Below are 26126 nucleotides of genomic sequence, written 5' to 3' on the forward strand. Positions count from 1 at the left end.
CGACGCCCCTGCCGAGGCTGATGGTCGCCGCGCCCATGACCGGGCAGGGCAAGACCACGATCGCCACCGGGCTGATGGCCGCGCTGGGAGACGCCGGGTTGGCGGTGAGCGGCCACAAGGTCGGCCCGGACTACATCGACCCGGGCTACCACGCGCTGGCCACCGGCCGCCCCGGCCGCAACCTCGATCCGCACCTGGTCGGTGCGGAGCGGGTGGCGCCGCTGCTCCTGCACGGGGCCCGGGGCGCGGACGCGGCCGTCGTCGAGGGCGTCATGGGGTTGCACGACGGGCGGATCGGCACCGACGGGTTCGCCTCCTCCGCGCACGTGGCGGCCCTGACCCGCACCCCGGTGGTGCTGGTCGTGGACGTGTCCCGGATGTCCCGTTCGGTGGGTGCGCTGGTCAGGGGCATGGCGGACTTCGATCCGGCGGTCGAGGTCGTCGGCGTGATCCTGAACAAGGCCGGTTCGGCGCGCAACGTCGCCGAGATCACCCGTTCGGTCGGCCTGCCCGTCCTCGGCGTGGTCCCCCGCGACGAGCGGATCGCCAGCCCGTCCCGGCATCTCGGGCTGGTTCCGGCCGCCGAGCGGGAGGGGTCGGCCCGGGTGGTCGAACGCCTCGGTGAGCACGTGGCCGAACACGTGGACCTGGACGCCCTGCTGGAGGCGGCCCGTTCGGCGCCCGCGCTGGACGCCCGCCCCTGGGACCCGGCAGCGGAGGTGGCCGCGCCCGCCGGGGGCGACCGCCCGGTGGTCGCCGTGGCCGGGGGCCGGACCTTCACCTTCCGCTACACCGAGGCCGAGGAGCTGCTCACCGCAGCCGGGTGCGAGGTCGTCGCGTTCGACCCGCTGGAGGACACCGGGCTTCCGACCGGTACCCGGGGCGTCTACCTGGGCGGCGGTTTCCCGGAGGTGTACGCGGGCGAACTCGCCGCGAACCGGAGCCTGCTGGCCGAGCTGCGCGAGGCGGTCCGCGACGGGGTGCCGACCGTCGCCGAGTGCGCGGGCCTGCTCTACCTCGCGGAATCACTCGACGGCCACGGCATGGCTGGGGCGATCCCGGCGCACGCCCGGATGACGAAGCGGCTCACCCTGCGCTATCCCGATGCGGTCTCGCCCGGGGACACCCTGTTGACCCGGGCCGGGGAGAGGATCACCGGCCACGAGTTCCACCGCACGGCCCTGACACCCGGGCACGGGGACCGCCCGGCCTGGGAGATCGACGGTGCGCCGGAGGGTTTCGCCTCCCCGAGCCTGCACGCCTCCTACCTGCACACGCACTGGGCCGGACACCCGGAGCTCGCCGCGAGGTTCGCCGGGGCCGTGCGCACCGCCCCGGCCGTCGCCCCGGCGCCCGGGCCCTCCCCCGCCGCCCGGACCGCCGGAGCGGGCGTCGCGCCGCTGGCCGACCCGCTCCGCCACCACGGCGACGTGGAGGCGCGCGGCGGGCTGCTGGACTTCGCCGTCAACGTCCACCCCGGGCGGCGGCCCGCCTGGCTCGACCGGGCGCTGCGGGAGGGCCTGGACCACGCGGGCGTCTACCCCGACCCCGAACCCGCACGCGGGGCCGTCGCGCGTCGGCACTCCCGGGAACCCGCCGAGGTCCTGCCGACAGCGGGCGCGGCGGAGGCCTTCACCCTGGTCGCGCGGCTGCGTCCGTGGAAGCGTCCCGTCGTCGTGCACCCACAGTTCACCGAGCCGCACGCCGCCCTGGAGCAGGCCGGGCACACCGTCACCACCGTGCTCTGCGCGGAGCGCGACGGGTTCGCCTTCGACCCCGCCGCCGTTCCCGAGGACGCGGACCTGGTGATGGTCGGCAACCCCACCAACCCCACCGGTGTCCTGCACTCGGCCGAGGCGCTGCGCGGGCTGTGCCGCCCCGGGCGGCTGGTCGTGGTGGACGAGGCGTTCATGGACGCGCTGCCCGGGGAACCGGAGTCCCTGGCCGGTGAGCGGATCGAGGGGCTGGTGGTGCTGCGCAGCCTCACCAAGCACTGGTCGGTCCCGGGCATCCGGGCCGGGTACGCGGTCGGTGACGAGGCCGTGGTTCGCGAGCTGGCCCGGGTGCAGACGCCCTGGTCGGTGTCGGCGCCCGCGATCGCCGCCACCGTCGCCTGCATGGGTGGGGAGGCGGACGCGGAGGCGGAACGCCGGGCGAAGGAGTTCGACGGCTGGCGTGCCGACCTGGAGTCCGGCCTGCGCGGGGCGGGGCTGGAGTTCGTGCCCTCCCGGTCCCCGTTCGTACTGGTCAAGGCGGGCGAAGGAGTCCATGCGCGGCTGCGCGAGCAGGGCATCGCCGTGCGCCGGGCCGACACCTTCCCGGGGCTGGACGCCGCCTGGGTGCGGGTGGCCGTGCGCCCGCCGGAGACCACACGGAAGCTGCTCGCCGCCCTGGCGGGGATGTAGCGGGAGGACCGCCTGGTTCGCAAGCCGGTCCCCGGCCCGGCCGCTCGGCGAGCACTACCCGGCGAAGAATTCGACGAGGGCACGGGCGACCCGGTCGGGGGCGTTCTCCATCGGGATGTGTCCCGCTTCCGGAACCCGGACGAGTGTGCTCTCCGGAATCTCCGCGGCGCACCGCTCGGCGTACTCCACCTTCTGGAAGCCGTCGTCCTCGCCCCACACCAGCAGCTTGGGCACCGTGGACCGCCGCAGTCCGGGGACCAGGTCGAGGGTGTACCACTTGTCGGCCGCGCCCGCCAGCGCCATCCAGGAGCGTCGGACCCGCGGGTCGATGAACGGGTCCAGGTAGTCGGCGACAAGCCGCTCGGTGGCGGCACCGGCCAGCGCCGCCGTCACCGCCTTTCGGCGGGCGGCGAGGAACTCCTCGGCGGTGGTCGCCGCGACGACTGCCGGGTCCCGGAACCGGGCCACCCCGGGCACCGGCCAGGAGTCGTAGGTGACCGAGTTGACTAGGGCCAGCCGGGAGACCTCCACCCGGCCGTGGACCAGGAGGTGCTGGGCGACGGCGCCGCCGATGTCGTGTCCCGCGACCGCGACGGGCCCGGAGAGACCCAGCGCGGACACGAACTCCGCCGCCCGGTCCGCGAGAGCCGGGACGGCGGCCGTTACCGGGGTGAGTTCGCCTCCCGAACGCCCGAGCCCGGGGAAGTCGAGCGCGAAGGGCCGCAGCCCCGCCTGGCCAAGGCGGCCCAACACCGGGAGCCAGGCCCGGCTCCAGTAGGTTCCGTGCAACAGCAGCACGGCCGGGCCGTCCCCTCCCGCGGTCAGGTAACTGGCCGTCCCGCTCCCGGTCCGGACCTCGGCCCTCCGCACGCCTGTCTCGGTGGTTTCGCTCATGGGACCACTGTGGCCGGAACCGGATCACGGGCACAGAGCCCGGTAGGACACCCATGGGTACATTCGTGCCATGAGCCTGCACCGGGTCGTGGCACTGCTCAACCCGCCCCAGTCCCCCTTCGAACTCGCCTGCGCCGCAGAGGTCTTCGGCATGGCCACGCCGGACGCGCCTACCCGTTACGACTTCCGGATCTGCGCCGAGGCCCCCGGCCCCCTCCTCACCACCGCCGGGTACCCGATGATCGTCAACACGGGGCTGGACGCCCTCAGCGAGGCGGACACCGTGGTCGTCCCGGGTCGGCGACCGCCCGCCGCACCGGTGCCACCGACCGTCACCGAGGCGCTGCGGGCCGCCCACCGCGGGGGTGCCAGGATCGTCTCCGCCTGCACGGGGGCGTTCGTCCTCGCCGCGGCCGGGCTGCTCGACGGCCGCCGCGCCACCACGCACTGGCGCCACGCCGCCCGGCTCGCCTCCGACTTCCCCGAGGTGCGCGTGGACCCCGGTGTGCTCTACGTGGACCACGACGACGTGGCGACCAGCGCCGGGACCGGGGCTGGCATCGACCTGTACCTGCACCTGGTGCGGCGTGACCACGGCGCGGCGTACGCGGCCCAGGTCTCCAGGAACATGGTGCTGCCACCGCACCGGGAGGGGAACCAGTTCCAGCACGCCGCGCGGCCCGTCCCGGCCCGGGCGGAGGAGTCCCTGGCTCCGCTGCTGGACTGGGCCGCGGACCGGCTCGGCACCCGGCTGACCGTCGACCGGCTCGCCGAACGCGCCGGGGTGTCCGGCCGGACCCTCGCCCGGCGGTTCACGGAGCAGTTGGGCACCAGTCCGGGGCAGTGGCTGCTCCGCCGACGCCTCGACGCGGCGCGGGACCTGTTGGAGCGGACCGACCTTCCGGTGGAGGCCGTCGCCGCCCGGGTCGGGCTGGCCTCAGCGGTCAATCTGCGCCGCCGCTTCCGTGCGGGCTTCGGCACGACGCCCGGTGCCTACCGGCGGTCCTTTCATCTGCCGAGATGATCCCGTCCGCACAGCTCGGCATCCCACCAGAACCGCTTCCAAGAACTGTTGGTTCCCTGAGGCGAGCCCAGGTGACCGCCCTCAACGACGGCACGGAAGACGGCAGGTGCATCGGACTCGGTGTATCTGCGCCCTTTGGCCCCCGAGACCTCGTGCTTGAGGATGCTCTTCGGGTCGGGGAAGCGTCCGGTGTCCTTGCCCACGTGCTTGGCGGGGAGCTTCCACGCCTTCACCACCTTGGGCAGCGCGGCGGGGAAGAGAAGCATCCATGCCTCCATCTCGGCGACCGCGAGGACGTAGTGTCCGCGGCCCATCTGACGGTGGATCTCCTGTTCCACACGCTGATGGGCTTCCCGATAGGCAGGGCCGTCAACGGCGTCGAAGTCCTCGTGCACGTAGAGGCAGCCGACCTGAGTCCCCGGCCCCTGCTTTTCCGCGACACCCTCCGCTTTGCTGAGGATGGAGCGGACCCGATGGGTGAGGTTCGCGCCCGTTGCCCTGTGCAGACGGACGGGGTCCTTGATCTGTACAACGTTTCCGCGTTGCTCCGGATACTTCTCCTCCAGGAGGGCCTTCAGGCTCTCCCGGTCGTTACGGTCCTCACCCGCGATGACGATGACGCCCCTGGGGCGCCCTTTGCGTCGAGTCTGGCCCCGACCACTCACAGATCACCGCCCAGGACCCCCGAGAACCACAACTCCCCCAGGGGAAGGCCCTCGCTCCGTTTCACGATGGCCTCCAGCCGTTCCTGAGACACCGCCGGGATCCGAGACGCCCCGTCCTCACCCCGCTCACAGACGATGAGTTCGTCCGGTCTGAGTCTGTCAGCCAGTGCTGGCGAGTGGGTCGCTATGAGGAACTGAGTACGCTCACTCGCCTCACGTATACGTTCCACGAGGAGTTCCAGCGCTTGGGGATGGAGCCCGTGGTCGATCTCCTCGATACAGGTCAGAGCAGGGGGGTTCGGGTCGTACAGAAGCGCGAGGAGTCCGAGGAGCCGGATGGTTCCGTAAGAGGCGTCCGCCAGTTGAGTGGGAACACGAAGTCCGGACTCGTGCAGGACCACGATGACTTCACGTGCTGCCCCGGAAGGGAACTCGAAGTCGATGCCTTCGAGCTGGGGCAGTACCTCCCTGGCGTCAGCTACCAGCCGTTGCCACGCACCAAGGTCATTCCTCTTGAGCGCGAACAGGGAAAGAGCGAGGTTGGAGGCGTCTTCCGTGAGCACGGTCTCGGGAAGAGCACCGAAGGCGAACCGTGAGGGGAAGCGAGCCGAATTCACGTCCACGTCGAACACACGGAACGCTGCGAGCCCTTCGGCCAAAGCGGCGACCTCACTGCCCCCTGCGTCGTCGCTCAGACGCGGCAGGGTGGACAGACCGCTGCTGAAGCGTTGCAGGCCGATGGAGCGGGTGACCGGATCTTCGTCCTCACTCCTGCGCGTGTCCACGACCTGCGCCTTCTCACCTTGGATGGTGATGCGGCGCCCGCGCCCCTTGGTCCTCTTGAACTGGAAGCTCTCCTGGCGGGAAAGCGTGTCCTTGCCTTCCCTGCGACGCCTCGTGATCTGAAGCGCGTACTCATCGGGCGCGTTGGGGCTGCTGTGCTTCGTCCACGTCGCCTTGAGCCGGATACGGATGTTGGAGGGGGGTCGGCTCCCGCCACGGAACGCCGTGCTCTCGAAGCCGCCACGCCTTTCCAGAGCGGGCTCGATGTCGGTCTGGATGATGTCGGCCAGGAAGCGGAAGACGTCCAACAGGTTGGTCTTGCCCACGCCATTGGGCCCTACCAAGACGTTGAGAGGGCCAAGCGGGATGCTGACCTGGCGCAGACTTCGGAAGTTCTGGACTTCGAGTTCCAGCAAGCGCTTGTGCATAGCTCCCAGCGTTCGTTGTCGTCGTTCCACTCGGACCGAAGAGGGAGGTGTCGTGGGTAGGACCCGTCCCCGCTTGCGCGGAGACAGCCTTTGAACACAACCCCTAAGCACCTTAGTAGTGCGCACCCTCGCGTGCGCGGGGAGCGCCATGACGACCGTGGCTCGACCTTCCCAGCCCCGGGCTCATCCCCGCAGGCGCGGGGCTCACTGGGTGGTCAGGCGTGCCCCCTTGAGTCCAAGCCGGTCAATCCCCGCGTGCGCGGGGAGCATAGGAATCGCAGAATTACGCGACTAGTCGCGTAGGGACCATCCCCGCACACGCGGGGAGTAAGCCGTTTCACCAGGGACTTTATCCCGGAGGTCGTCACCGACACATGTTTTCCCGGGACACTTCGCTTTAGAGCTGAGCCGGTAGGCGAACTGCGGGCGGGCCGGTAGCGCCAGGAGGAGCGTGTCGACGTCGGGGGCCTCGATCATGCCGGTGGGGGTGGCGGCCCAGAACGACTGGGTGGCCTCGCCCCACCAGATGACCAGGTGGCGGTTGGAATCAGGGCTTCGCCGGAGGCGTCCGTTGAGGGTGGTGGCGGGCGACGGGTGGGCCTGGAGCTGCGCGGCCTGGGCGTGTTCGCGGGCGTATTCGGAGCGGTGGCCGCCCAGGCGGGGCAGGCGCTGGGCACGGCGCTGTCGGCAGGAGGGGTGATCACAGACCCGGCACGCGGGGCCCACCAGGGGGTTCCTCCGAGGCAGGGGCGGCAGGAGGCGGAAGTCGTCGGAGCGGCGGGGCCTCGGGATAGGGTTGAACATCAGATCCTCTTTCCTTGCATATGACCGTGTTGGGTTTGGGGGATTCAGGGCCCAGGGCAAGCGTTGGCGCGCTTTCCTGGGCCCGTCTCATGCGTGGGGCATGTGTGGTGCTGAGTGCTTGGTGGGCGCCGGTGGTTCAGAGCCCGGTGGTGTTGTTCCAGTAGCTGTGGTCCAGGTCGTGGGCGAGGTAGAGCCAGACGCTGCGGTACTCGGCGTTGCCGTTGTCGCCCCAGTCGGTGGCCAGGGCGTCGATCATGGCCAAGCCCCGGCCCGATTCGGTGTTGGGGTCCAGGCCACGAGGGTCGGGGACCAGGGGTGCGTTGCGGGTGCGCAGTCCGCCCCGGTCGCGGCAGGTCAGGTGCAGACCCTCCTTGTGGCGGTGCACGCGCAGGGTGTAGCTGCCGCCCGGGTGCCCGGAGAGGGTGTGGCGGATGGCGTTGTTGGCGAGCTCGCTGCCGAGCAGGGTGAACAGGTAGCGGTAGTCGTCTGACTCGGTGGCGGCGCAGGTGTCCAGGAAGGCGCGCACCAGCGGCATCACGGCGGGGGTTCCGGCGAAGTCGTAGCTGCGCGCCCGGTAGTTGGGGCGCTCGGGCGTCCCGGAGAAGTAGTGCCGCTGGAAGGGGCGGATGAAGCTGGCCAGCGGCACGGTGGCCTCCCCCTGGACGGGCACGGGCGCGAGGGTGGACACGGGTGCGGGTGCGGGTGCGGTTGACGGCATGACGAACACACTCCTTGGCATGGACCACTGGGTACAGAGGCACCGGCTGTACAGCTACGAGCTCCCGCGTTCTCCTCCCATTGCGCCGCGCGGAGCTCTGCCACCGCCTCATCATCTTGATAGTCAAGATTGATTTTCAATATAGACTGTCCATCAAGGCTTCGCCAGCGATTCCCCAATCTGGCCAGCCAGGTTTCTCCAAGCGCCTGAAGCCCGAAGCCGAGCCGACTAACGTTCGATCGACTGCTTCCGGACAGACAGGATGGTGCAGATGGGTTCAAGCCCGACCGTGTGGCGACGCTGGCTTGCCCACGAGCTGAAACGCCTACGGGTGGAGGCGGGCCTCAGCCGGAAGGAGGTCGCTGCCAAGCTCCGATGCACCCAGGGCAAGCTCCACTACATCGAGACGGCGGTGGTTGCCCCACGTGCTCGCGACCTGGAAGAGATCCTCTTCGATCTCTACCAAGTTCCCGAGGAGCGCCAAGAGCACTACCTACAGGCTGCGCGCAACGCGAAGAAAAAAGGCTGGTGGGAGAAGCAGGAGGATGGCACCGCGTTGCCCAAGTGGTTCTCGCTGTACTTGGGGCTGGAACAGGGAGCATCGGAGGTCTATACATGGGAAACCCAGTTGATTCCCGGACTGTTGCAGACCAGGAACTACGCGCACACCGTCATCGGCGGCGGGGTCGCAGAACAAAGCCAGGACGAGATCGAAAAGCTGGTCAACGTGCGCATGGCCCGGCAACGCATCCTCGTGGGAGACGAAGCCATCCGGCTTTGGGCTGTCCTCGACGAGGCCAGCCTTCGCCGAGAGGTCGGCGGGCGACCGATCATGCGCGAGCAGATTCAACACATCCTCGACTTGAGTCTCTACCCACGCATCACCATTCAGCTCCTACCGCAACCGAGCGGGACCCATGCAGGAATGCTGGGCAGCTTCTCAATCTTAGGGTTCCCTGCTTCCACAGACCCCGGTCTCATCTATCTCGAGTACCGGACTGGAGCGATGTATCTGGAGCAACCTTCGGAGATCAAGAACCACCAGATAGCGTTTGAACACCTTCGCATGGCTGCACTCAAGCCCGAACCCTCACGTTCCCGGATGAAGGAAATCATGGAGGACCTGCGATGAATCAGGGCTCACCCGAGCTCGACTGGCGAAAAAGTAGCTACAGCGGAGAGACAGGCGGCAACTGTGTCGAGGTCGCGCACATCCCCGCCAGCTTCCGGAAGAGCACCTACAGCGGCGCCAGCCAGAACTGCGTCGAGGTCGGCGACCTCCCCTGTGGTGCCGCCGTCCGCGACTCCAAGCACCCCACCGCCGGGCACCTCCCCTTCGACTCCTCCGAGTGGACGGCCTTCCTCCGCTCCGCCCACATCGACCGTTCGTAGTCCACGAACCGCCCTTCCCCACGGCGCCCCGACCGCACCGCCTCAGGCCGGGGCGCCGCTTCATCTACGGACGAGAGCGCGGTATTCCCCCGCGATCCGTTCCAGGTGACTGATCGCCTCGTCCCCGAAACAGGCCAGCTTCTCCAGCTCGGCGAACAGTTCGACGTACGTCGCGATGTCAGCCGCACCAGTGATCGTCGCTGTCGCGGTCTCGGTCCCGACCATGACGGCGTCCTCGTCGTAGATGTTGAAACCGTGACCGGGGAAGACGTGCACGGGTGTGGTCCAGGGGATGATCCCAACTGTGGCGTTGCCTCCCCTCGCAATGACCTTCGCAATGTCCTCGACCTGGTCAGCCATGACTTCAGCCGAACCGGCCTGCCAACGAAGCGCACTTTCGGGCAGGAGCAGGCGATGCCGCGTGGCTCCCTCGAACAGGCTTCGGCGCCGTTCCTGCCTGGCCTCTATCGAAGCCTCGATCTCCTCCTCCGAGACCTTTCGGCGAGGGTCAGCGAAAACGCACCGTGTGTACTCGCGTATCTGGAGAGCCCCCAGCACCAGGACCGGGTGGAACGAACGGATCATCGAGGCGGAGTCCGCCAACAGGGCGAGCCTGCGCTGGAGCTGGGAGACGCCCCGGGCCATGATGACCCGTGAGGACGCCTCCTCACGTAGAGCCTCAGCCAGGGCGAGCAACTCTGCTCGCTCCTCACCGGCCACCTCGTACACCCGGCACAGGGCCGCCACGTCGTCCACGGAGGGCAGGAGCAGCCCGCGCTCGATCTTGGAGACTTTGGACTGGGACATGCCCGCCGCTCTCCCCGCACGGACTCCGCTGACGGCAGCGCGTGCACGAGCCTGGCGCAACGCGCTGGCGAGCCGGTCGCGGCCTTCGGCGCCGCGACCGGCGGAGTTGTTCTGCGGGACCGTCATACGGAGCGGTTTGCTCTCCATTCCTCGGGATGGCGCGCCCACCACTGCGCGAACGGCTCGGCGGCAGCCAGCGCGGCGTCCCTGGCCTTCTGGTAACGGTCAAGGCTATCTACGAGTTCGCCGCCGATGAACTCGCCCGTCTCGCCGTAGTGCATGCGCAGGGGGTACTTGTCGTCGATCAGCCAGAAGTCGTGGTCCACAACTTCCGGAGGAAGCTCGCGCTCGGCCAGGTCCAGGACATGGATCTCTTCTCCAGCCTGGCTGTTGAGGACGTAGCCCCATTCACAGGAGTAGCGAAGGTAGTCGTTGAGCGGGGAGCGCAGAACCCGTGCTCGGTATCGGCGGATGCCGTTCTCCCTCTCCTTCCGCAGCGTCTCCAGCCAGGGGTTCTTCCGCTCCCAATCCGGTTCGGGCTCACCGTCGACGAAGCGCTGGAGGTCGCCCCCGTCGGAACCGACGTCGTACTGCTCCAGGGTCTCCAGACGGAACGCCGACCGCTTCATGCGGGTGTCGAAGAACTCCAGCAGTTCAGCCACAGTGAGCACGTGCGACCTCCGTAAGCAGGAACGAGGGCATCTCCACGGCGTTCCACCTCTCGAGGAGAGTGACCTTGCTGAGGTCTTCGTTAGGGGTAACTCCACACGACAAAAGCTATTCCATCACTATTGGAATAATTTACTCCCGACTGTCGAGCGCGCCACCAGTGGCAAGGCCATGGCGGACTCCCTCCACCAACCGAACAGCCTCCGAACCCCACACCGCTGAGCGGGCCAGCTCCCCGAAAACCCGCTTGTAGTGAATGACCGGGTCGCTATCGGTCAGACACAGTTCTGCGCCGATCGTCTCCACCAGAACCCGATCATCAGCGAAGATCCAGAACCCGTGCGAGGGGACCACGTCCATAACGGCACGCAACGGGATCACCCCGACCTCTGCCCGGCCCCGGGCGATCTCCGTGACAACGCGAGCCAGCTGCTCCGCCATCACCTCATCCGGGCACAGCCGAAGACGCAGAGCTGGCTCCCACAGCAGGATCTGGAAGGTCTTGTCCGGGAGGTCGAGGATCGCCTGACGTTCCATCCTGGCGCGCACTGCTTTGGCACCGTCATCAGGCGACCGGTGCAGACGCACCCCCCGACGGAACATGAACCGGGCGTACTCGGCCGTCTGCAGAAGCCCCGGAACACAGGCGGACTCGAAGATCCGAAAACATCGCGTGCGCTCATCAAGCTCGCTGTAGGCCCTCTGGCGCGGCTCATGCCCCGCTGTCAGCTGACGCCGCCAACTCGCATAATGCGTCTCCAGGGAACGCCGCTGCGATACCAGCCCTTCGGCGGCCCCTACTCGTCCGCACACTCGCGCCCACGAACGCAGATCCTCAGCGCTCGCGGTCTGCTTCCCATGCTCCAGCTTCGACACCTTCGAGGGATGCCATCCCAGACGCGCGGCCAACTCCCGCCCGGACAACCCGGCCTCACCTCGGAGTTCGCGCAGACGAACCCCGAGGGAGACACGAGCAGTCTGATAATCGGTCATACAGCTCTGGACGCCATGTACTCCGTGAAGGTCAGCGCGTGGTGCCACGCCGCGTCCCGGGCCCGCAGCGCAGCCAGCACCTGGTCGGGTTCCTCAGTGAGAGTCACCCCGAGGAACTGGTCACCGTCGAACTCCAGGCGCGCCATGGTGGTGCTGTCGAAGACCCAGAAGTCGAAGTCGGGCAGCTCCGCAACGATGGGGTGTTCGCGCGGCAGGTAGCGGATGTCCTCCCCCACGCCGAGGTTGTAGGGGGTGCCCCACAACTCCCAGCGCAGGTAGTCCGAAGGCGGGTCGTCGATCAGACGGACCCGTTCCATCCGCTTGCCGGTGGCGAGTTCCTCACGCATCATGCTCAGCCAGGGGACGAACCAGTCCAGGCCGATGTCCTTGCCTGCCAGCCAGTCCTGGAAGTGCTGGTCCTCGTTGAGCTTGCCGTAGTGGGTACGGGTCTCAAGCCGCCAGGCGGTGTACCGGTACTTGCGGAAGAGCGCGTTGAAATCCGCTCCGCTGACGATCTCGGTCATCTCACTCCTTGGGGGCGAAGCGGGTCAGCAGTGCGCGGGGAACCACGACGAACTCCTCGCCGTCGAGCACGTCCCTCAACTGTTCCAGCGCATCAGGGTCCGTCAGCCGATCACCCTGCACCACGATGTCACCGGTGTCGGTCTCATAGAGCGTTGGGCAGCCGCCATCCTGCGACGTCGTGCCGATTTTGCGCAACTTCATGGGGGGTCGTCCTTTCCCGCAGCACGTGGAGACTTCAGTCTTCCAAGCGCACAGTCCCCGGGCCATGCCTTCCGACCAACAGCGCGAGCAATTCCGAGCAATCCACTCCCCCGCTACCGGAGCCCTGCCTACGCTCACGCTGAACGCTCCCGCGAACTCGTTACCGCGAGGTGAAAGGCGGTTGCACCCGTGAGCTACTCGCAGAGGCCGAGCGACACCCCGCACGTCCTCGCCCCCTACGTCCGCATCGGTGTCCAGGACGACACCCTCTACCTGGGTTTCGGCTCCCTCCAGCAAGCCGTCAACGACCCGACGCTGTGGTATCCCCTGGTGCGTCTCGCCGACTACTTTCACGAACCCCGTACACGGGCCGAAGCGCTGGCCTTCCTCCAAGGCCCCTGCCAGACGGAAGAGTCCGTCGCCCAGGCGCTACTTCTCATCCTGGAGGGCGGAAACTGCCTGGTCCCCACCCACTCCTACGACCCAGCGGACCGGTACAGCAGGCACGCCCTGTTCTACGAACTCTCCGGGGCCCGAGCCGATCAGGTGCAGCACAGGCTCGCGGCGTCCCACGTCCTCCTGCTGGGCTGCGGCGGTATCGGCAACCTGGTGGCCGCCACACTCGCCACCGCCGGGGTGGGGGAACTGACCCTGGTGGACGCCGACCACGTCGAACTGAGCAACCTCACCCGCCAGTTCCTGTTCACCGAGGCCGACATCGGCCTGCCCAAGGCCGAAGTACTGGCCCGTGAACTACGGCGGCGCGACTCCGGCTGTCAGGTCCGTGCCGTGACCGGAAAAGCGGCCGATGCAGAGAGTCTTCGTGCATTGCCCGAAGCCGACCTGGTTCTGGTCTCGGCCGACTCACCCGGCATTACCGGCCTGGTCAACGCCCACTGTGTGGCTTCAGGCCAGGTGTGGCTGAACGCCTGCTACGTCAACGACATCGCGGTGTGGGGGCCACTCGTGATCCCCGGGGAGACCGGGTGCTGGGACTGTCGAAGGCTCACCGCCCGTCCTCCCGCGGACGACCTCGAACTCGCGGCACTGATCAGCGGTGTCAACGGGCGCTACCAGGCCCCGTCCAACGGCCCGGTCAACATGCTCGCCTCCTCCCTGGCCGCGTTGGACGTCCTACGCCACCTGGGCGGGTTCGGTCTACCCGCCTCACGGAACCAGCGGATGGGTGTGTGGACGCACGACCTGGAACTCGACAGGCAAGCCGCCGAGCGCGATCCTGGCTGCCCCACCTGCGCCGACGTCCGACCCGCCGCACACCGACTCCAAGGAGCACGTTGAGCACCGCACCATCCGCACCCGAGTGCGTCTTCTGCAAGATCGTGGCGGGCGACGCACCCGCCCACCGGATCTGGGAGGACGGGGACCACCTGGCGTTCCTGTCGATCTTCCCCAACACCGAGGGCTTCTCCGTGGTCATCCCCAAGGCCCACCGCACCAGCTACGTGGTGGACCTGGACCCGCAGGAGTACACGGCCCTGCACCTGGCCGCACGCGAGACCGCCCGCCTCCTCGACGCGGCCTTCCCCGACGTGGCGCGCACCGGGATCATGTACGAGGGCTACGGGGTCGACCACGCCCACGCCAAGCTCTTCCCCATGCACGGCACCGCGGGCAACGCGGGCGAGGACTGGCGCGAGGTCGCCTCACCCGTCGAGGGCTACTTCGACCGTTACCAGGGCTACCTGTCCTCACACGACCACAAGCGCGCCGACGACGCATGGCTCGCGAACGTCGCCGAACGCGTCCGCGAAGCCACTCCTGACAGGACCGGCTGACAGGAGCGAAAGCGACCCACCAGGAAGGGGCGGGGAGGACGATGCCCGTCCTCCCCGCCCCTCACGCGTCGCGTCAGTTGTTGCCGTCGTCGTTCATCGCGGCCTCCTCACGTCGAAGGTGGTCGTGTGCACGAAGACCAGGAGCGGGCCCGGGGTACTCACTGGCTTCCCAACCCATGAGAACCCTTCACGGGCGCATCTCCAACGGTGTTGCTCGACATTGCTTCCGGAGAGGACCGTACGATCGCGCAGGAAAACAACTCTCGCGAGGCACCGAGGCCCCCGAGGAACTCACCCCAGTTCAGTCACCCAGTCGAACGCTTCCGCCACCCTGTGGACCGTGGGCACACCCTGCGGGCCCGGTGGGCGCCGCACCACCACGACCGGAACGCCGAGCTGCCCGGCGGCTGCCATCTTCGGCCAGGTGTAGGTACCGCCGGAGTCCTTGGTGATGAGCACGTCCGCCCGGTGCCCGGCCATCAGCTCCAGCTCACCGTCCAGGTGGTACGGCCCCCGGCTGGTCAGCAGGCGCCAGGCACCCGGGAGTTCGAGATCGGGCACGTCCACCACCCGGGCCAGCACCGCGCGCTCGCCGAGGGCGGGCACGAGCCGGGCCAGCTCTTGGCGGCCGACCGTCACGAACGGCCGTTCCCCCAGCCCGGCCGCCAGCTCCGCCGCCTCCTCGTGGGTGTCCGCGTAGTGCCAGGCCGGGTCCGGCTCCCACCCCGGCCGCTCCAACCGCAGCAGCGGCAGATCCGTGCAGGCGGCCGCCGCGTTCGCGGTCATCCCGAGTGCGAAGGGGTGGGTGGCGTCCACCACCGCGTCGTAGTCGGCCAGTGCCGCGCGCAGACCGGGCACTCCCCCGAACCCTCCGATCCGCACCTTCCCCACCGGCAGGCGCGGCCGGGCCACCCGCCCGGCCAGCGAGGTGGTCACGTCCACACCGGCCTCGACCAGCAGCGCAGCCAGCTCACGGGCCTCGGAGGTGCCGCCCAAGAGAAGAAGTCTCATAGGAGATGGCTGCGCCGAAGGCGTCCGTTGAGGGTGGTGGCGGGCGACGGGTGGGCCCGGGCCCAGCAGGGGCAGTCCAGCAGGAGAACCCTCGCGGGCCAGCCCGAGCAGGGCGTCGACGTCCAGGTAGCGCTCCGCGAGATCCGCGAGCAGGTCGATGCGCCGCTCGCGCGCGGCGGCGAAGTCCACCCCGGACGGCCCGTAGCCCAACGTCCGGTCGAGGAAGGCCGCCCGGAAGGCGTCGCCCTCCAGGCTGCCGTGCCACATGGTTCCGAAGACGTTGCCCGAACGCGCTCCGCCCAGGAACTCCTCCGCTCCCCCGCCCACGGTGACGCGCCCGTGGTGGATCTCGTAGCCGCTCGCGGGCGCTCCCAGCGCCTCGCCCTCGGGCAGCCGCAGGGTCTTGTCGGCGGTGAAGTCGGTACGCGCGTCCAGCAACCCCAGCCCCTCCGCCGAGGACCCCGGCGCGGCCTCGACCCCCTCGGGATCGGTGACGGCGCGCCCGAGCATCTGGAACCCGCCGCAGATCCCGAGCAGCGGACGCCCCCGGCGCACGTGCTCGGTGATCGCGGTGTCCAGCCCGCGCGAGCGCAGCCAGGCCAGGTCGGCGAGGGTGGAGCGGGTGCCGGGCAGCACCACCAGGTCGGCGTCTGCGACGTCGCGCGGCCCGGAGGCGAAGACCACGTCGAGCCCGGGTTCCAGGCCGAGCGCGTCCACGTCGGTGAAGTTGCTGATCCGGGGCAGGCGCACCACCGCCACCCGCAGCGCCGCCTCCCCGTCGGCCCGCCGCCCCTCCAGGTCCAGGGCGTCCTCGGAGTCCAGCCACAGCCCGGGGTCCCACGGCAGCGTCCCGAACACCCGGCGGCCGGTGATCCGTTCCAGGTCGTCCAGGCCCGGTCGGAGCAGGCCGTGGTCGCCCCGGAACTTGTTGACCACGAAACCGGCGATCAGGTCCTGGTCGGCGGGCTCCAGCAGCGCCACCGTCCCGTACATCGCGGCGAACACCCCGCCCCGGTCGATGTCGCCGACCACCACCACGGGCATCCCCGCGTGCCGGGCCAGGCCCATGTTCACGTAGTCGCCCGCGCGCAGGTTGATCTCGGCGGGACTGCCCGCGCCCTCGGCGACGACCAGGTCGTAGCGCTCGGACAGGTCGTCGAAGGCGGCGTGCGCGGCCCCGGCGAGGTGACGGCGTCCGTCCTCCCAGTTCGCGGAGGACACGTCCCCGGCGGGGCGGCCCATCAGCACGGCGTGGCTGCGCCGGTCGCTGCCCGGTTTGAGCAGCACCGGGTTCATCGCGGGTTCGGGGACGGCGCGGGAGGCCAGCGCCTGCACCCACTGGGCCCGCCCGATCTCCGCCGGGAGGCCGTCCGGGCCGTGGCAGACCATGGAGTTGTTGGACATGTTCTGCGCCTTGTACGGCGCCACCCGCACGCCCCGGCGGGCGAAGGCCCGGCACAGGGCGGTGGTGACCACGCTCTTGCCCGCGTCGGAGGTGGTCCCGGCGACCAGCAGCCCGCTCACTCGGGCCTCCTCAACAGCGCCGTGTCCATCACCCAGCCGGCCTTCTCCTTGGCCCGCCGCCGGGCCGCCTCGACCTCGGGCAGCACGTCACCGAGCCGTCCGGCGGCCAGCTCCTCGGAGTCGGCGCCCAGGTTGGCGCCCCACCACAGGGACCAGTCCTCCAGGCCCTCGAACCCGTGCCGCCCGGTGAGCATGACGACGATGTTGTCCTGACCCGCCGCCACGGCCTCAGGCAGCCGCCGGGCCGTGGTGACGTGCACCGGGCGGCCGACCCCGTGCAGCACGATCCGGTGCCGCGCCGCCAGGATCTGCGGCGCGCTGATCCCGGGGAGCACGTCGTAGTCCAGGGCGACGTTCCCGCGCTCGGCGATCCGCGCCACGACCCGCAGGGTGGAGTCGTACAGCGAGGGGTCGCCCCAGACCAGGAAGGCCGCGGTGCCGCCTCGCTCGCCCAGCACCCGCTCGAAGGCGGCCACCCGGGCCTCGTGCCAGTCGGCGACCGCCGCCGGGTAGTCCGCCGGGTCGTCGCGGTCGCGTTCGGGGTCGGCCACGGCCACCAGCGGGACCCCGAAGGCGTCGCAGACCTCCTGCCGCAGGGCGAACAGGCCGTCGTCGTCCCGTTTGCGGACGGCGACGGCGTAGTCGCAGCCCCGCAGCGCCTCGGCAGCCTCCCCGGTGACGTGCTGGGGGCCCATCCCGATCCCCAGGATCCGCGCCCTCACTCGGACCGCTCCTCCAGATCGCCCTCGACCTCCAGGTAGACCTCGGTGAGGGCCTCCATGGTGGCCGGGTCCGGCTCCTCCCACAGACCGCGCCGGGCCGCCTCGTGCAGCCGCTCGACGATGCCGTGCAGCGCCCACGGGTTGGAGCGGCGCAGGAACTCCTGGGTCTGCTCGTCCAGCACGTACTCGGCGGCGAGCTTCTCGTACATCCAGTCGTGCACGACCCCGGCCGTGGCGTCGAAACCGAACAGGTAGTCCACGGTCGCGGCCAGCTCGAAGGCGCCCTTGTAGCCGTGGCGGCGCATGGCCGCGATCCAGCGGGGGTTGACCACCCGGGCGCGGAACACCCGGGCGGTCTCGTCCGCGAGGGGGCGGGTGCGCACCGCGTCGGGCGAGGTGGAGTCGCCGACGTAGGCCTTGGGGTCCGCCCCGCTGAGAGCGCGGACGGTGGCGATCATGCCGCCGTGGTACTGGAAGTAGTCGTCGGAGTCGGCGATGTCGTGTTCGGCGCTGTCGATGTTCTTCGCGGCGACCTTGATCCTTCGGTAGTTCGCCCGCATGTCGTCGGCGGCCGGAACACCGTTGAGGCCGCGCCCGTAGGCGAAGCCGCCCCAGGCCGTGTAGACCTCGGCCAGGTCCCGGTCGTCGCGCCAGTTGCCCGACTCCACGACCTGGAGGATCCCGGCGCCGTAGGAGCCCGGCGCGGAGCCGAAGATCCGGGTGGTGGCGCGGCGCTGGTCTCCGTGCTCGGCCAGGTCGGCATGCATGTGGGCGCGCACGTAGTTCTGCTCGTCGGGCTCGTCGAGGTCCGCGACGAGGTTGACCGCGTCGTCCAGCATCGCGACCACGTGCGGGAAGGCGTCCCGGAAGAAACCGGAGATGCGCACGGTGACGTCGATGCGCGGGCGCCCCAGCTCCTCCAGCGGCACCACGTCGAGTCGGCCGACCCGGCGGGAGGCCTCGTCCCATTCGGGGCGCACGCCCAGCAGGGCCAGCACCTCGGCGATGTCGTCGCCGGAGGTGCGCATGGCGGAGGTGCCCCACACCGACAGGCCGACCGACTCCGGGTAGGTGCCGGTCTCCTCCATGTGGCGGCGCAGCAGTGACTCGGCCATGGCCTGTCCGGTCTGCCAGGCGAGCCTGGAGGGCACCGCCCGGGGGTCGACGGTGTAGAAGTTGCGGCCGGTCGGGAGCACGTTGACCAGGCCGCGCAGCGGCGAGCCGGACGGCCCCGCCGGGATGAAACCACCGTTCAGGGCGTGCAGGACGTGGTCGAGTTCGTCGGTGGTGCGGGCCAGCCGGGGCACCACCTGCTCGGCGGCGAACTCCAGGACGCGGCACACCTCGGCGTCGTCGTGCATGCCCGCCGCGGCGGCGGGGTCCCAGTCCGCGGCCTCCATGCGCTCGACGAGGCCGCGGGCCAGCGCCTCGATCCCGTCGACCTCGTGAGTGGGCGCGTCGTCCTTCAGGCCCAGGGCGGCCCGCAGTCCGGGCACCGCCCCGCCGACCCCGCCCCAGACCTGGGCGGCGCGCAGCACGGACAGGACCAGGTTCACCCGGCCCTCACCCGCGGGGGCCTCGCCCAGCACGTGCAGGCCGTCGCGGATCTGGGTGTCCTTGATCTCGCACAGCCAGCCGTCGACGTGCAGCAGGAAGTCGTCGAACTCCTCGTCACCCGGCCGCTCGTCCAGGCCCAGGTCGCGGTGCATCTCGGCGGCGCGCATCAGGGCCCAGATCTCGCCCCGGATCGCGGGCAGCTTGGCCGGGTCCATCGCGGCGATGTTGGCGTACTCGTCCAGGAGCTGCTCCAGGCGGGCGATGTCGCCGTAGCTCTCCGCGCGGGCCATCGGGGGGATGAGGTGGTCGACGACGGTGGCGTGGGCGCGGCGTTTGGCCTGGGCGCCCTCCCCCGGGTCGTTGACCAGGAACGGGTACACCAGCGGAAGGTTTCCCAGGGCGGCGTCGGTGGCGCAGGCCGCGGACAGCGCGGCGTTCTTGCCGGGCAGCCACTCCAGGGAGCCGTGCTTGCCCAGGTGCACGACGGCGTGGGCGCCGAAACCGTGCTCCAGCCAGCGGTAGGCCGCCAGGTAGTGGTGGCTGGGGGCCAGGTCGGGGTCGTGGTAGATCGCGATCGGGTTCTCCCCGAAGCCGCGCGGCGGCTGGACCAGCACGACGACGTTGCCCGCACGGAGGGCGGCCAGCACGAGTTCGCCCTGCTCGTTCACGTACAGCTTGCCGGGCGCGGCGCCCCACGCCTCGGTCATCGCCCCCTTCAGGGCCGGGTCCAGGTCCTCGGTCCAGGCGGCGTACTGCTCGGGGGTGATGCGTACGTGGGCCTCGGTGAGCTGGACGGAGGTCAGCCAGTCCTCGTCCTGGCCGCCCGCCTCGATCAGGGCGTGGATCAGGGCGTCGCCCGCCTCGGTCTCGTCGGGCAGGTCCAGACCGGGCAGGGCGTCGGGCTCACCCAGGTCGTAGCCCTCCTCGCGCAGGCGGCGCAGCAGGCGCACCAGTGAGCGGGGGGTGTCCAGGCCGACGGCGTTGCCGATCCGCGCGTGCTTGGTGGGGTAGGCGGACAGGACCACGGCGAGCCGCTTCTCGGCGGTCGGCACGTGCCGGAGCCGGGCGTGCGCGGCGGCGATCCCGGCCAGGCGGGCGCAGCGCTCGGGGTCGGCGACGTAGCGGGGCAGCCCGTCGCTGTCGATCTCCTTGAAGGAGAACGGCACGGTGATGATCCGGCCGTCGAACTCGGGGATGGCGATCTGGGTGGCCGAGTCGAGCGGGGTGACCCCGTCCTCGGACTCCTCCCAGTCCGCGCGCGAGCTGGTCAGGCACAGGCCCTGGAGGACGGGGACGTCCAGGGCGGCCATCCGCTCCACGTCCCAGGCCTCGTCGTCGCCCCCGGCGCTCGCGGACGCGGGCACGCTGCCGCCCGCCGCGAGAACGGTGACGATCAGGGCGTCGAGGCCGCGGAGCGCCTCGTAGAGGTCGTCGGGGGCCGAACGCAGCGAACCGGCGAAGACAGGGACGCCCACGGCCCGGCCGGTCGCGTCGACGGCGTCGGCCAGGGCGTGCGCGAACGCGGTGTTGCCGCCCGCCTGGTGGGCCCGGTAGTAGAGGATGCCCACCTTGGGCAGGTCCGCCTCGCGCGGGCGCTCGCGCTCGGCGAAGCCCCACGGCGGCAGGGCCGCCGGGGGTTCGAAGCCCTCCCCGGTCAGCAGGACGGTGTCCGACAGGAAGGCGTGCAGGCGGGCGAGGTTGGCGGGGCCTCCCTCGGCGAGGTAGCGGTGGGCCTCGGTCGCCAGCCCGATGGGCACGGTGGAGTGCTCCATCAGCTCGGCGCTGGGCTGCTGCTCGCCGCTGAGCACCACCAGGGGCGTGCCCCGCTCGCGGACGGCGGCCAGGCCGGGCCACAGGTCGTGGGAGGAGCCCAGCAGGCGCACCACCACGAGGTCGGCTCGCTCGACGGTGTCGGTGAGTTCGGCGTCACCGGCGCGGGACGGGTTGGCCCACAGGTATGCGGCGCCGCTGGCCCGCGCGGACAGCAGGTCGGTGTCGGACGTGGACAGCAGAGCGATCCGGACCGTCATGGCCGGGCTCCTCCCTCGGGGTTCTCGCCCCATCGGCGGTCGGACTGCCCGAGGCCAGTGTCTGGCTGCACCCCGGATCGGGGTGTCACAGTGGCGGAACCGCCCCGGACTCGCACCGGGTTCCTGTACCACGAGCAAAGGATTCACACTTTAGCCGGGACGCTCCCGCGCCGCCTCGGCGGGGAGGTCAGGGGGCGCGGGAGGACCAGTCGGCTCCGGCCCGGCCCGGCGGTGCGGCACCCCGGCGCAGGAAGCGCACCACCGGGTGGTCGGAACCCGGGGTGACCTCGACCGGGACCCCGTAGACATCCTCGATGAGGGCGGGGGTCAGGACCTGGGAGGGCGTGCCCTCGGCGACGGCCCCGCCGTCCTTGAGCACCACGAGGCGGTCGCAGTACATCGCGGCCAGGTTGAGGTCGTGCAGGGCGATCACGGCGGTCACCGGCAGGCCGGTGACCAGTTCCAGCAGGTCGAGCTGGTACTGGATGTCGAGGTGGTTGGTGGGTTCGTCGAGCAGGAGCTCGCCGGGTTCCTGGGCCAGGGCCCGGGCGATCTGGGCGCGCTGGCGCTCCCCGCCGGACAGGGTGTGCCAGGACTGGTCGGCCCGGTCGGTCAGGCCGGTGCGTTCCAGCGCCCGCGCCACGGCCGCCAGGTCGTCCGGGCTCATCGGCGACCAGGAGCGGCGGTGCGGGATGCGGCCCAGGGCCACGACGTCGCGGACGGTCAGCTCGGTCTGGGTGTGCGCGTGCTGCTGGACGGTGGCCACCCGCCGCGCCACGGCCCGGCGCCCGACCCGGTTCAGCGGGCTCCCGTCCAGGGTGACCACGCCGGCGGAGGGGCCGAGCACCCCGGCGAGCAGCCGCAGCAGGGTGGACTTGCCCGACCCGTTGGGACCCAGCAGGCCGATGGTCTCCCCCGGACGGGGGACGAGGGTGACGCCGTCGAGCAGGATCCGGCCGCCGATTCCGAGGCTGACCCGGTCGGCGCGCAGCCCCTCCTCCGGGACCCGGGCGAGTTCGTTCAAGTCTTGCTCCTCACGCGGTACAGCACGGCGACGAAGGCGGGCACCCCGATGAGGGAGGTGACCACCCCCACCGGGATCTCCTGCGGGTCCAGCGCGGTCCGGGCGACCGTGTCCACCCACACCAGGAAGACCGCGCCCGCCAGCACGGTGACCGGCAGCAGCCTGGCGTGGGAGGAGCCGGTGAGCGCACGGGCGGCGTGTGGCAGGACCAGTCCCACGAAGCCGATCGCGCCGGCGGAGCTGACCAGGACCGCAGTGAGCAGCGCGGTGGCGCTCAGCAGCAGCACCCGGGCCCGGCCCACCTGGACGCCCAGGTTCGCCGCGGCCTCCTCACCGAAGGCGAAGGCGTCCAGGGTGGTGGTGTTCGCCAGGCAGACGGCGAGCACGAGTCCCAGCACGGCGGCGCACAGGAGCACGTCGGTCCAGCCCGCGCCGCTGAGGGAGCCCAGCAGCCAGAACAGCACCCCGCGGGTGGTCTCCGCGTCCGCGGAGGTCAGCACGGTGAACGAGGTCAGCGCCGAGAACAGCTGCATGGCCGCGACCCCGGACAGCACGACCCGGTCCATGCTGCCGCCCAGGGAGTGGCTGAGCAGCATCACCATGGCGAAGGAGAGCAGGGCGCCCACGAAGGCACCCGCCGACAGCGAGACCACGCCGGCGCCCCAGCCGAGCACGATCACGGCGACCGCACCGGTGGAGGCGCCGGAGGAGACCCCCAGGACGAAGGGGTCGGCCAGCGGGTTGCGCAGCAGGGACTGCATCACCGCGCCGCACAGGGCCAGCCCCGCCCCGCAGACCGCGGCGAGCAGGGTGCGGGGCATGCGCAGGTTCCACACGATCCCCTCGCGCAGTTGCGACAGCGGGCTCTCGCCGAGGCCGAACCGCGCCGCGACCGACCGCCAGACCTGGGCCGGGGTGATGTCGGCGGGGCCGATGGTGACGGCGACCGAGACCGACAGGGCCAGGAGCAGGAGGCCGGAGGTGATGAGCAGTGCCGGGCGGGCACCTCTCACCGGGTGTACCCGAGCTCGCGCAGGCCGTCCGCGACCAGCTCGATGCCCTCGACCGTGCGGATGGAGGGGTTCATCGCCTGGCCGCTGAGCAGGACGTACCGTTCCTCGCGCACCGCGGTGAGGTTCCGGGTGGCCGGGTTGGTCTCCAGGAAGGCGATCTTGGCCTCCGCGGTCTCGGCGGTCTGGGACTCACGGGTCAGGTCTCCGAGCACGATGACGTCCGGGTCGCGGTCCGCGACCGTCTCCCAGTTGATCTGGGGCCACTCGTCGTGGGTGTCGTCGAAGGCGTTCCGGGCACCGACGGCGCTGGTAATGGCTCCGGGGGCGCCGCAGCAGCCCGCGAGGTAGGGCGACTGGGAGTTGGCGAACCAGTACATGAGGCTCACCTCCGAGACCTCCAGGTCCTCGGTCGCGGTGTCCACCCGGAGCTGGAGTTGCGAGACCAGTTCCTCCCCGCGTTCCTGCACCCCGAAGACCTCGGCCAGGTCGTGGATCTCGCCGTAGACGGAGTCCAGGGTGAGCGGTTCGCTCCGGGAGCCGTCCCCGCCGCTCTCGTTGTCCTTGCCCGCGGCGCAGTCGGTCGGGGAGACGTAGGTGGGGACGCCCAGTTCCCCGAACTGTTCGCGGGTGGCGACGCCGCCGGTGCCGAGTGTGGAGACGAAGGAGGCGGTCACGAAGTCGGGTTCGGCCTCCAGGACCCGTTCGAAGGAGGGGTTGTTCTCGGCCAGCCGTGGGATGTCGGCGTTGGCCTCCTCCAGCCCCGTCATGATCGGGTCGGTCCAGGTGGCGGTGCCGGCCACCCGGTCCTGCAGGCCCAGGGAGAGCAGGATCTCGGTGGACCCCTGGTTGAGGGAGACCACCCGCTCCGGGGGTGCGTCGAGGGTGATCTCGTGGCCGCAGTTGTCGATGGTGCGGGGGTAACCGGATGCGGTGGCCGCTTCGGTGCTGTCGTTTTCCCGGTCTCCCGGGCCGCCGCAGGCGGTGAGGGCGAGGGCGGGGACGAGCAGGAGGGCGAAGGACGGGAGCGCGTGACGCGGCATGGGGACGCCTCGGGTTCGGGGCTCGAACGCGGAGCCCGGCACGGGTTCGCCTCCGCGCACTCGACGCGGAGGGGCCAGCAGGTCTTCGGACTCGGGTTCCTCCGGACGGGGTGCCTTCCCGGAGCGGTGCCCCAGTGGCTCGCGTACCCCGCCCGTCCCCCACACCGCTGCGCGTCAGTTCCGGATTCGCACCGGATTCCCTGACCACCTGAGTGGTACGACTGGCCCCCGCAGGGTACCAAGGGGCCTCCCTACGTCTCCGTGGCGGGCGGGGGGCAGGCGCCGAGGGCCCGTTCGGGAGGCGTCCTAGGCTTCTCCGGGCACAACAGCCGGCGTGCGCAGAGCCAGGACGGCGACGTCGTCGTGACCGTCCCCGGGGGCGTTCTCCACCAGGGCCCGGCACAGATTCTCCAGGGACCCCTCCGCGTGTTTGGCGGCGACCTCGGCCAGGGTGTCCATCCCCCGGTCGAGATGGTGGCGGGGATGCTCGACCAGGCCGTCCGTGTAGAGCACCACCGTCGTTGACGCGGGCAGCGGACACCGGTGGTCCGGGCGGTCGAAGGCCGCGTCCACTCCGAGCGGCAGTCCGGGCTCCCCCTCCAGGTAGCGGGGTTCGCGGCCCGGGGCCAGCAGGAGGGGCGGCGGGTGGCCGGCCGTGCTCCAGCACAGGTCCCAGCCGTGGTCCGCGGGTTCGATCCTGGCCAGGCAAGCCGTGGTCACGGGGTTATCGGTGATGGCGTGCAGCGTGTGGTCGAGCTGGGCCAGCACTCTGCTGGCGGGGGTGCCCCGGTCGTACAGCAGGGCGCGCAGCATACTGCGGGTCTGGGACATGGCCGCCGCGGCGACCAGATCGTGGCCGACCACGTCGCCGATCACCGCCGCGCAGGCACCGTCGGGGAGCATCAGGGCGTCGTACCAGTCCCCGCCGAGGTGGTGGCGGCCCTCACTGGCTGGGTGGTAGACGGCGGCCACGTCGAAGGGCGACAGGTCGGGCAGGCGCGGCAGCAGCAGGCGCTGGAAGCGCTCGGCCCCGGAGCGGACCTCCTCGAACAGGCGTGCGTTCTCGATGGCCATCCCCGCGGCACCGGCCAGGGCGGTGACCACCTCTTCGTCCTGGACGTCGAAGGGCAGGCCGTCGTGCCGGGTGGACAGGTACAGGTTGCCGTAGACGCGTCCGCGCACGCTGATCGCGACACCGAGCAGGGTGCGCATGGGCGGGTGGCCGGGCGGAAACCCGGCGGAGTCGGGGTGTGCGCCGATGTCCTGGACCCGCAGCGGTTCACGCTGGTGGATCATCCTGCCGAGCAGGCCCTGCCCGGTCGGGTGGTCGATCCCTGTCAGGTCCCCGATCTCCTCCTGGCTCAACCCGACCGGGATGAACTGGGACAGGCCCCCACCCTGTTCGTGGAGGACTCCGAGAGCCCCGTACCGGGCCCCCACCAGGTCCATCGCGGTGGTGACCACCCGGCGGAGCACGGCGGACAGTTCCAGGTCCTGGCTGAGCGCCAGCACCGCCTCAAGCAAGGAGTTCATCCGCCCCTGGGCGCGCACCAGCTCCTGGATCTGCTGTGTGGCGTGGTGCAGGGCCTGCTCCGGAGCCGAGCCGGCTCGCGGCCCGGACCTGTGCGAGCCGTTCTCACCTGTCACCGTGTCCTCCTCCGGCGGCACCGGGCACCCATCTGCCGAGTTCTGCCGTCTCACCCAAGTATGTCTGGTTCCCGCAGCTCGCGGGGGTCTTCCGGCACTGGACGCCCTGAACTGCGAAGGCGCACCCTGGTGAGGAGAGGGGAAGCCTCGGAAAGGACTTCGACCATGCACGGCTGGGGTTGGGGATACGAAGGAATGGGTGGCTGGGCGTTCGGTTTCATGACCGTCGGAATGATCCTGCTGTGGATCCTGATCGTCCTCGCGATCGTCGCGCTCGCCAAGTATCTGCTGCGGGAGAGCCGGTCCACCGCGTCGAAGGACGCTCGAACTCCCGAAACGGTGCTTTCCGAGCGCTTCGCGCGCGGGGAGATCGACACGAAGGAGTACCGCGAGCGCCTCGACGCGATCCGTGAGGCGGGACACGGCTGACCCGGCCCGCGGGAGCGGTCGCGGG

At 70.5% G+C, this 26126-nt stretch carries 23 protein-coding genes, 1 pseudogene and 2 riboswitches; of the genes and pseudogenes, 7 read left to right on the forward strand and 17 right to left on the reverse strand.

What is annotated here, in order from left to right; translation table 11 throughout:
* Positions 1–20 precede the first annotated feature (20 nt).
* Complete coding sequence (locus tag AC0VYD_RS23235; RefSeq protein WP_475477469.1) at positions 21–2405, forward strand: cobyrinate a,c-diamide synthase; 2385 nt, start codon at positions 21–23, stop codon at positions 2403–2405.
* Between the two features lie 54 nt (positions 2406–2459).
* Here the strand turns inward: AC0VYD_RS23235 and AC0VYD_RS23240 are convergent, their stop codons facing one another.
* Positions 2460–3299 (reverse strand): alpha/beta fold hydrolase, encoded by an 840-nt coding sequence (locus AC0VYD_RS23240; protein WP_475477470.1) that lies wholly within the window; start codon positions 3297–3299, stop codon positions 2460–2462.
* A 70-nt stretch (positions 3300–3369) separates the two neighbouring features.
* On the opposite strand from AC0VYD_RS23240, the gene AC0VYD_RS23245 reads away from it, so the two are divergent.
* A complete protein-coding gene (locus tag AC0VYD_RS23245) occupies positions 3370–4323 on the forward strand; it encodes a GlxA family transcriptional regulator (protein WP_475477471.1) in 954 nt (317 codons plus the stop codon).
* On the opposite strand, the gene AC0VYD_RS23250 is transcribed toward AC0VYD_RS23245, so the two are convergent.
* The 3 genes from AC0VYD_RS23250 to AC0VYD_RS23260 all read right to left on the reverse strand — a co-directional run bounded on the left by AC0VYD_RS23250 (position 4308) and on the right by AC0VYD_RS23260 (position 7721).
* A complete protein-coding gene (locus AC0VYD_RS23250; RefSeq protein ID WP_475477472.1) occupies positions 4308–4988 on the reverse strand; it encodes a hypothetical protein in 681 nt (226 codons plus the stop codon). The genes AC0VYD_RS23245 and AC0VYD_RS23250 overlap by 16 nt on opposite strands.
* Entirely contained in the window at positions 4985–6187 is a 1203-nt protein-coding gene (locus AC0VYD_RS23255) for an AAA family ATPase (RefSeq protein WP_475477473.1), read from the reverse strand. The genes AC0VYD_RS23250 and AC0VYD_RS23255 overlap by 4 nt, the downstream gene beginning before the upstream one ends.
* Before the next feature lie 952 nt (positions 6188–7139).
* Complete coding sequence (locus AC0VYD_RS23260) at positions 7140–7721, reverse strand: ATP-binding protein (protein ID WP_475477474.1); 582 nt, start codon at positions 7719–7721, stop codon at positions 7140–7142.
* Between the two features lie 262 nt (positions 7722–7983).
* Between AC0VYD_RS23260 and AC0VYD_RS23265 the strand changes: the two genes are divergently transcribed.
* Both AC0VYD_RS23265 and AC0VYD_RS23270 read left to right on the forward strand, forming a co-directional pair.
* The gene (locus AC0VYD_RS23265) at positions 7984–8853 is read left to right on the forward strand and encodes a helix-turn-helix domain-containing protein (protein WP_475477475.1); all 870 of its coding nucleotides are present in this window, start codon (positions 7984–7986) and stop codon (positions 8851–8853) included.
* On the forward strand, positions 8850–9113 hold the full coding sequence (locus AC0VYD_RS23270; RefSeq protein ID WP_475477476.1) for a DUF397 domain-containing protein: 264 nt from the start codon (positions 8850–8852) through the stop codon (positions 9111–9113). Before AC0VYD_RS23265 ends, AC0VYD_RS23270 begins: the two co-directional genes overlap by 4 nt.
* Positions 9114–9173: 60 nt before the next feature.
* Here AC0VYD_RS23270 and AC0VYD_RS23275 read toward each other — a convergent pair whose 3' ends face one another.
* The 5 genes from AC0VYD_RS23275 to AC0VYD_RS23295 all read right to left on the reverse strand — a co-directional run bounded on the left by AC0VYD_RS23275 (position 9174) and on the right by AC0VYD_RS23295 (position 12308).
* Positions 9174–10067 (reverse strand): helix-turn-helix domain-containing protein, encoded by an 894-nt coding sequence (locus AC0VYD_RS23275; RefSeq protein WP_475477477.1) that lies wholly within the window; start codon positions 10065–10067, stop codon positions 9174–9176.
* Positions 10043–10591, reverse strand: coding sequence for a DUF6879 family protein (locus tag AC0VYD_RS23280; protein WP_475477478.1), 549 nt, complete (start codon positions 10589–10591; stop codon positions 10043–10045). The genes AC0VYD_RS23275 and AC0VYD_RS23280 overlap by 25 nt, the downstream gene beginning before the upstream one ends.
* A 130-nt stretch (positions 10592–10721) precedes the next feature.
* On the reverse strand, positions 10722–11582 hold the full coding sequence (locus tag AC0VYD_RS23285) for a helix-turn-helix domain-containing protein (RefSeq protein ID WP_475477479.1): 861 nt from the start codon (positions 11580–11582) through the stop codon (positions 10722–10724).
* The gene (locus AC0VYD_RS23290) at positions 11579–12106 is read right to left on the reverse strand and encodes a DUF6879 family protein (RefSeq protein WP_475477480.1); all 528 of its coding nucleotides are present in this window, start codon (positions 12104–12106) and stop codon (positions 11579–11581) included. Before AC0VYD_RS23290 ends, AC0VYD_RS23285 begins: the two co-directional genes overlap by 4 nt.
* 1 nt (position 12107) lies before the next feature.
* Complete coding sequence (locus AC0VYD_RS23295; RefSeq protein WP_475477481.1) at positions 12108–12308, reverse strand: hypothetical protein; 201 nt, start codon at positions 12306–12308, stop codon at positions 12108–12110.
* 189 nt (positions 12309–12497) lie between these two features.
* Here AC0VYD_RS23295 and AC0VYD_RS23300 point away from each other — a divergent pair, with 189 nt between their 5' ends.
* Together AC0VYD_RS23300 and AC0VYD_RS23305 are read left to right on the forward strand one after the other, a co-directional pair.
* The gene (locus AC0VYD_RS23300; protein WP_475477482.1) at positions 12498–13607 is read left to right on the forward strand and encodes a TOMM precursor leader peptide-binding protein; all 1110 of its coding nucleotides are present in this window, start codon (positions 12498–12500) and stop codon (positions 13605–13607) included.
* Entirely contained in the window at positions 13604–14104 is a 501-nt protein-coding gene (locus AC0VYD_RS23305; protein WP_475477483.1) for an HIT family protein, read from the forward strand. Before AC0VYD_RS23300 ends, AC0VYD_RS23305 begins: the two co-directional genes overlap by 4 nt.
* Positions 14105–14395: 291 nt before the next feature.
* Here the strand turns inward: AC0VYD_RS23305 and AC0VYD_RS23310 are convergent, their stop codons facing one another.
* The 8 genes and pseudogenes from AC0VYD_RS23310 to AC0VYD_RS23345 form a co-directional block, all read right to left on the reverse strand.
* Complete coding sequence (locus AC0VYD_RS23310; protein ID WP_475480352.1) at positions 14396–15115, reverse strand: cobalt-precorrin-6A reductase; 720 nt, start codon at positions 15113–15115, stop codon at positions 14396–14398.
* Positions 15116–15274: 159 nt separating this feature from the next.
* Positions 15275–16639, reverse strand: a pseudogene (locus AC0VYD_RS23315) (cobyric acid synthase); the annotation flags it as partial.
* On the reverse strand, positions 16636–17361 hold the full coding sequence (gene cobF / locus AC0VYD_RS23320) for a precorrin-6A synthase (deacetylating) (protein ID WP_475477484.1): 726 nt from the start codon (positions 17359–17361) through the stop codon (positions 16636–16638). The pseudogene AC0VYD_RS23315 and the gene cobF, both read right to left, overlap by 4 nt.
* Entirely contained in the window at positions 17358–20948 is a 3591-nt protein-coding gene (cobN, locus tag AC0VYD_RS23325; protein WP_475477485.1) for a cobaltochelatase subunit CobN, read from the reverse strand. The genes cobF and cobN overlap by 4 nt, the downstream gene beginning before the upstream one ends.
* Positions 20949–20983: 35 nt before the next feature.
* A riboswitch (cobalamin riboswitch) is annotated at positions 20984–21096 on the reverse strand.
* A gap of 39 nt (positions 21097–21135) precedes the next feature.
* Positions 21136–21972 (reverse strand): ABC transporter ATP-binding protein, encoded by an 837-nt coding sequence (locus AC0VYD_RS23330; protein WP_475477486.1) that lies wholly within the window; start codon positions 21970–21972, stop codon positions 21136–21138.
* Complete coding sequence (locus AC0VYD_RS23335) at positions 21969–22985, reverse strand: FecCD family ABC transporter permease (RefSeq protein ID WP_452542620.1); 1017 nt, start codon at positions 22983–22985, stop codon at positions 21969–21971. The genes AC0VYD_RS23330 and AC0VYD_RS23335 overlap by 4 nt, the downstream gene beginning before the upstream one ends.
* Entirely contained in the window at positions 22982–24025 is a 1044-nt protein-coding gene (locus AC0VYD_RS23340; protein ID WP_475477487.1) for an ABC transporter substrate-binding protein, read from the reverse strand. Before AC0VYD_RS23340 ends, AC0VYD_RS23335 begins: the two co-directional genes overlap by 4 nt.
* Before the next feature lie 59 nt (positions 24026–24084).
* Positions 24085–24266: riboswitch (cobalamin riboswitch) on the reverse strand.
* Between the two features lie 65 nt (positions 24267–24331).
* Positions 24332–25672, reverse strand: coding sequence for a PP2C family protein-serine/threonine phosphatase (locus AC0VYD_RS23345; RefSeq protein ID WP_475477488.1), 1341 nt, complete (start codon positions 25670–25672; stop codon positions 24332–24334).
* A gap of 165 nt (positions 25673–25837) precedes the next feature.
* On the opposite strand from AC0VYD_RS23345, the gene AC0VYD_RS23350 reads away from it, so the two are divergent.
* Positions 25838–26101 carry an SHOCT domain-containing protein gene (locus tag AC0VYD_RS23350; protein WP_225942550.1) on the forward strand — a complete coding sequence of 88 codons (264 nt, stop codon included), beginning with the start codon at positions 25838–25840 and terminating at the stop codon, positions 26099–26101.
* The last annotated feature ends 25 nt before the right edge of the window (positions 26102–26126 follow it).

Source organism: Nocardiopsis sp. iso_40 (assembly GCF_056173285.1).

Coding starts and splice junctions, on each gene's coding strand:
- AC0VYD_RS23235 (WP_475477469.1), top strand. CDS start 21: ATGGTCGCCGCGCCCATGACCGGGCAGGGCAAGACCACGATCGCCACC.
- AC0VYD_RS23240 (WP_475477470.1), bottom strand. CDS start 3,299: ATGAGCGAAACCACCGAGACAGGCGTGCGGAGGGCCGAGGTCCGGACC.
- AC0VYD_RS23245 (WP_475477471.1), top strand. CDS start 3,370: ATGAGCCTGCACCGGGTCGTGGCACTGCTCAACCCGCCCCAGTCCCCC.
- AC0VYD_RS23260 (WP_475477474.1), bottom strand. CDS start 7,721: ATGCCGTCAACCGCACCCGCACCCGCACCCGTGTCCACCCTCGCGCCC.
- AC0VYD_RS23265 (WP_475477475.1), top strand. CDS start 7,984: ATGGTGCAGATGGGTTCAAGCCCGACCGTGTGGCGACGCTGGCTTGCC.
- AC0VYD_RS23270 (WP_475477476.1), top strand. CDS start 8,850: ATGAATCAGGGCTCACCCGAGCTCGACTGGCGAAAAAGTAGCTACAGC.
- AC0VYD_RS23275 (WP_475477477.1), bottom strand. CDS start 10,067: ATGGAGAGCAAACCGCTCCGTATGACGGTCCCGCAGAACAACTCCGCC.
- AC0VYD_RS23285 (WP_475477479.1), bottom strand. CDS start 11,582: ATGACCGATTATCAGACTGCTCGTGTCTCCCTCGGGGTTCGTCTGCGC.
- AC0VYD_RS23290 (WP_475477480.1), bottom strand. CDS start 12,106: ATGACCGAGATCGTCAGCGGAGCGGATTTCAACGCGCTCTTCCGCAAG.
- AC0VYD_RS23295 (WP_475477481.1), bottom strand. CDS start 12,308: ATGAAGTTGCGCAAAATCGGCACGACGTCGCAGGATGGCGGCTGCCCA.
- AC0VYD_RS23310 (WP_475480352.1), bottom strand. CDS start 15,115: ATGAGACTTCTTCTCTTGGGCGGCACCTCCGAGGCCCGTGAGCTGGCT.
- cobN (WP_475477485.1), bottom strand. CDS start 20,948: ATGACGGTCCGGATCGCTCTGCTGTCCACGTCCGACACCGACCTGCTG.
- AC0VYD_RS23340 (WP_475477487.1), bottom strand. CDS start 24,025: ATGCCGCGTCACGCGCTCCCGTCCTTCGCCCTCCTGCTCGTCCCCGCC.
- AC0VYD_RS23350 (WP_225942550.1), top strand. CDS start 25,838: ATGCACGGCTGGGGTTGGGGATACGAAGGAATGGGTGGCTGGGCGTTC.